We start from the raw sequence: 5,286 nt of genomic DNA, 5'->3' as shown, positions 1-5,286 counted from the left end.
GGTAAAAACGTCACCGCCGGGGTGATTAGCGTCGCAACGCAGGGCCCAACTGAAAACTTTGAAGCCATGGCGGAAGTCAGCTTTGGCAGCGACAAGCTGAAACAGATAAAAGCTTATGTGAGTGGGCCCTTTAGCGACTCAGTCGCAGGTCGACTCAGCATCGTCGACACCGGCCGAAGCGAGTTAATTGACAACGCAGCGGGCCCCAAAAGCGAAGGTTTGAACGGCTACGCGATTCGCGGCCAGTTGCGCATGGACTTCAGCGACGCGCTGTATGGCCGCCTCATTGTGGGCTACGCCGACAAAGACATGAACACCACAACCGGCGATGTATTTTTGAGTGACGCCAGCAGGCGAATCTTAACGAATGCCGGCGCAAGTTTAACCATTCCCAACGACCCCGCTGACAGGCTCATCGAATACAGCGAAGGTAGCGGCTATATTGGTGATTCCAACGACATTATTTTTACTCTCGAATACAGTGGCGATGGCTATTCCTTAACCTCGATAAGCAGTTACGATGACTACGACGGCCTAACTATTCTCAATGATGTTGAACAGACAAGTTTACTCCTCGCCGATTTTAACGACCGCCAAGCGGGCGAGTCACTGTCTCAGGAGTTCCGGATCGCATCAGACACCGAAAGCGCGTTCAGCTGGCTCGCGGGTACCTTTGTTTTTACCAATGAGTTCCGTCGCGGCGACAAAGACCTACCTGAGTTCCTCGCCCAACAAGACATTGAAGAGTATGGCGCAGCCCTGGCTGGCGAATTGATAACAAGAGGTGTACTGCCCATTAATCTCTCCCCCCTCGCATTGCCAGTACTCGGTGTCGAGGGCGATCGAGGCGATTATGACATCACTCAAGACACCGACAGTTTTGGCATATTCACTAAACTCGATTACGAGTTTAGTGATGCATGGAAGGCGGCCCTTGGCCTGCGCTATTCCTATGAGAAAAAATCCGGCGTGGTGATTCAAACCACCGAGCTGTCTGCGCTCGGCTGTGTTCCACCTTTAAATACCAACCTAATCTGTCTCGTTACCCCTGACGGCAATAATTTCGACGATTCCCAAAGCTTCGACGCCATCACCGGCTCCATATCCAGCAGCTATTTTGTGAATGCCGACACCATGTTTTACGGTGTGATATCCACCGGCTTTAAAGCGGGTGGTTTCAGCTTACAAAACGGCACCGCAACTGACGAAATGCGTCCCTTCGGCGAAGAGGAAGTTATTAACTTTGAACTGGGCGCCAAAACTGAGTTCTTAGACCGCCGAGCACGTATCAACGCGTCTGTGTTCCACACCGAATATAAGAATTTCCAGAATGCCAGTTTTGCCGGTTTGGTTTTCATCATCAACAATGCTGAACTTGTTACTGTTGACGGTATCGAGGTTGACTCGACCATCATCCTCACCGAGAACATGTCAACGACCATCAATTTCGCCTATATCGACACCATTTTCGACAGCTACGATGGCGGTCAGTGCTACTACGGCCGCGAACCAGATAACGACTTAGGGCAGTGTATTTTAGATGGCGAGGAGCTGGCCTCCGCCACCAAACTCAAAGGCAATATCGCCATTAACTGGCGCTACCCCTTTGGCAGTGGCGACATCTACACCCGCATGGACTACGCCTACTCTGGCGCCGCCAATGCCAGTTCGGCGCTGGACCCACGCTTTGACCAACCGGCGTCCAATACCCTCAACCTCAGGCTCGGCTGGCGAAATAGTAATATTGACGTCGCTTTCTGGGGACGGAATCTCACCGATGAAATTGATATCGACCAAGTCGCCCCCGCCAATATTTTTACCACTATCGACACCCGCGTTGGTTCGCCAGTCGGCTCATACCAAGCCTTTACCAGCCAGCCCTTATCGCTGGGTTTAACCGCCCGCTACACCTACTAAACCGGTCAGCAATCACAACACAGGCAGCCTTACGGCTGCCTGCTGTCAAACACACTCCATGATCAATGCTTTTAGCCAGCTGTGGCCCTTGTCTTGGCTCATGGCCCGGTGCCAAATTAAATAAATTGGCAGTGACGGTAAACCGAGGGGCAGCTTGAATATTTTTAACCGGTCTTTATACAAAAAGAACTCCGCCATTGGCCTAGGAACAATAGCGATGCCATCAGACTGCATCACCACGGTTGGCACCGCAATATATTGATTTACTTCGGTGAGTATCTTGCGAATGCCGCCCTGCTCTTCCATAAACTGCTGAAGCAGCTCACGGCGGTCGCTGCCAAAACTCATGACGATGTGCTTTTCATCGAAAAACTGCTTGGTACTAATCGACGACTTTGCGCCTAAGCGGGGATGATCACGGCGGGCAATCACCACAATTTCTTCCGGTTTGAATTCGCAGTAATCCAAACGTTTGTCCTGGGGCGAGACAAAGTCAAAACAAAAATCGATCTTGCCGTCCTTAAGTGATTCAATGCCGGTCTCCTGATCATCTAAGTGGGAGTAAATGCTGATATCGGTTTGCACCTCATTTACTTTCTCAAGAATACGCGGCAATAAATTCAACTCCCCGTAACGGCCAAAGGCAATTTTAAAGGCGCGATCAGACTCCGTCGGCTCAAAGTGCTTATTCGAATCAAGCGTGTCGCGGATTTTTAGCAAAACCTCTTGAATCGGCCCCGCTATCTCAAGGGCTCGCGCTGTGGGCTTCATGCCATTGCGGGTGCGAATAAACAGCTCATCGTCAAAGGTCTGCCGCAGTCGCTTAAGGGCATGGCTAGTCGCCGGCTGGGTCATATGCAGCTGCTGCGCCGCCTTCGACATTTGGCCGTGACTCATTATCGCGTCGAAGATGGTGAGTAGATTGAGGTCAACCGAGCGTAAATTAAGCTTCATGCATATCACTTATGCTTTTATTGAATTGTACTAATATTAACAAATTGCTTAAGGTCTCACCATGGCAACAGTGTTTGAGACGAGACCGAGGCCCTAAATGGACAACGTGGAAAATGGTTATACCAATTGGTCACTCGGGGTAATTGTCTTTTTCATCTTGTATGAAATAGCCAAGGGCGCCGCCAGAAATGGTAAAAAAATTGGCAAAGACTGGCAGATGCTGGGCATCGCCGTTACCTGGCTACATTTTATAGAGCGGCCGCTGCTGATCCTGTGTAGTTTTGGCCTCTTCACTTTATTCATGCCAGGCCGCGCTGGCGCCTTGGCATGGCTTGACGATCAGTACCTCCTCGTCGGTGTTATTAGCTTTGTCATGATTGATGAGTTATTACATGGCTGGGTACATAATTTTTCTCACTCACGCACCCCAGAAAACGCCATTCTCGCCAAATTACAGCGCTGGTATAAAGTGACCCACAGAACCCACCATTTACACGGTGGCGCCGATAATCGCGGAGAGCTAGGCGTAAGCCAAACTATCGTTGTCGGCTGGGGCTGGGCTTTTACCCTACCCAATTACTGGTTTGGTTATCTCTGTCTGTACCTAGGTCTATTCCATGTCTGGGCCATTGGCACCGCCATTAAGAGCATTTGGGGAATACATACCCACGCCAACCTCGACTACGATTTAAAACTGCTCAACCACCCTAATCCGATCGTCTCTAAAACCATGTATGCGCTTTGCCACATACTGACCTTTCCAACCCAGCACCATCACCATCACAGCCGCAGCCCCACCTCGGCCTGCAATCTACAAAATATGCTGGCACTCTACGATTGGCTGCTCTGGAAAAAACTCGCTATTGAATTTGAGCGCCCCAAAATCTACGGCTGGCGAAAAAATGAAAGAGAAGAAAACAGCGTACTCTACCGCTATTTTTATCGGCCGCTAAGCAAGGGCTAATAAGACATCTCCTACAATAACGCCCTATAAGCGACTATTAACGCGGGCCTGAATTGGATACGTAGAATAATGACTACATCAACAACGTCTACCGAGCATGAAACCGGCTTTCACGAGACCATTATTATTGGCGCGGGGGTTTCCGGCATTTGCGCGGCAATCAAACTACGTGAGGCCAAGGTAGATTTTATTGTGCTGGAAAAAGCCCAAGAAGTTGGCGGTGTTTGGCGTGAGAATGTCTACCCCGACTGCGCCTGCGATGTGCCGTCTGCCCTGTATTCCTATTCTTTTGCCCTGAACCCAAACTGGAGCCGCGTTTTTGCCAGCCAAGAAGAAATAAAGGCCTACGCCCAAGACACCGTAAAACGCTTTAGAGTAAGCGAGCACATTCACTTTAACCGTGCCCTTAGCAAGTGCGAGTGGCTGGAAGCCGACAAATGCTGGCAATTGGAAACCAGCGGCGGCGTGTATCGCGCGCGCTTCGTGATTATGGCCTGCGGACCAATGCATATACCCTTAATACCGCATATCAAGGGTATAGAAACCTTTCCCGGTAAATCTTTCCATTCGGCAACGTGGGATGCAGATTACGATCTGAGCGGCAAGCGCGTTGCCGTCATCGGCTCCGGGGGTTCGGCCATTCAGTTTTTACCCGCGATCCAGCGCAAGGTAAAGCAGATCACGCTATTCCAACGCACGCCGCCTTGGGTGCTGCCGAAAGTCGACACCAAGATATCGGATCGCTGGCGGACTATTTTTACGCGTTATCCCTTTACCCAAAAATTATTCAGAAAAGTACTTTTTTTACAATTTGAATTTCTTAATCACAATCTCAAAAACAAATGGTTCTCCCAACGTTTAGAAACAGCGGCGGTCAAACACATTGCCCGAGGCGTCAAAGACGAGGCTCTGCGAGAAAAACTAAAGCCCGATTATTCACTCGGCTGCAAACGCATATTACTGTCAAACAACTGGTATAAAGCCCTAGGCAAAGACAATGTCGAAGTAGTAACGGGCATCACTGAAATCCAAGGCAATAAGCTGATAGCGAGCGACGGATCCAGCTGCGAAGTCGACGTCATTATTTATGGCACGGGTTTTGAAGTTTCCGACCCGCCAATTGGCAAACTCATTTATGGTCGCAATGGCCGCAGCCTGTCTGAGCAGTGGGCGGGGTCACCGTCGGCCTACTTAGGCACCATGGCCGAAGACTGCCCCAACTTGTTTTTAACCTTAGGCCCAAACCTCTACACCTACACCTCGGCCTTTGTGATTATTGAAGCCCAAGTGAAATATATTCTCAGCGCCATCACCAAGGCCCGCAAAAAGAAGATTGCGACGATTTCTGTTGATGGCGACACCAGCGCAAACCTCAATAAAGACCTACAAAATGCCCTGCAAGGCACGGTTTGGAACAGTGGCTGTGCCAGTTACTTTATTGATAAGACCGG

Annotated in this window: 4 protein-coding genes; 3 read left to right on the top strand and 1 reads right to left on the bottom strand. The window is 50.1% G+C overall.

What is annotated here, in order from left to right; all coding sequences use genetic code 11:
• The coding region (locus tag ABYT30_RS15140; protein ID WP_373097351.1) for a TonB-dependent receptor at window positions 1-1,917 on the top strand (1,917 nt) is incomplete at its 5' end.
• A 45-nt stretch (window positions 1,918-1,962) separates the two neighbouring features.
• On the opposite strand, the gene ABYT30_RS15135 is transcribed toward ABYT30_RS15140, so the two are convergent.
• The gene (locus tag ABYT30_RS15135; RefSeq protein WP_373083312.1) at window positions 1,963-2,871 is read right to left on the bottom strand and encodes a LysR substrate-binding domain-containing protein; all 909 of its coding nucleotides are present in this window, start codon (window positions 2,869-2,871) and stop codon (window positions 1,963-1,965) included.
• 97 nt (window positions 2,872-2,968) lie between these two features.
• Here ABYT30_RS15135 and ABYT30_RS15130 point away from each other — a divergent pair, with 97 nt between their 5' ends.
• Complete coding sequence (locus ABYT30_RS15130; protein ID WP_373097350.1) at window positions 2,969-3,835, top strand: sterol desaturase; 867 nt, start codon at window positions 2,969-2,971, stop codon at window positions 3,833-3,835.
• Window positions 3,836-3,904: 69 nt separating this feature from the next.
• A partial coding sequence (locus ABYT30_RS15125; RefSeq protein WP_373083309.1) for a flavin-containing monooxygenase occupies window positions 3,905-5,286 on the top strand: 1,382 nt, incomplete at its 3' end.

Origin of the sequence: Zhongshania sp. (assembly GCF_041623545.1) — a bacterium.
Taxonomy (GTDB): Bacteria; Pseudomonadota; Gammaproteobacteria; order Pseudomonadales; family Spongiibacteraceae; genus Spongiibacter.
Note: the sequence above shows the minus strand (reverse complement) of the source record. Positions and strands in the feature narration are given on the sequence as shown.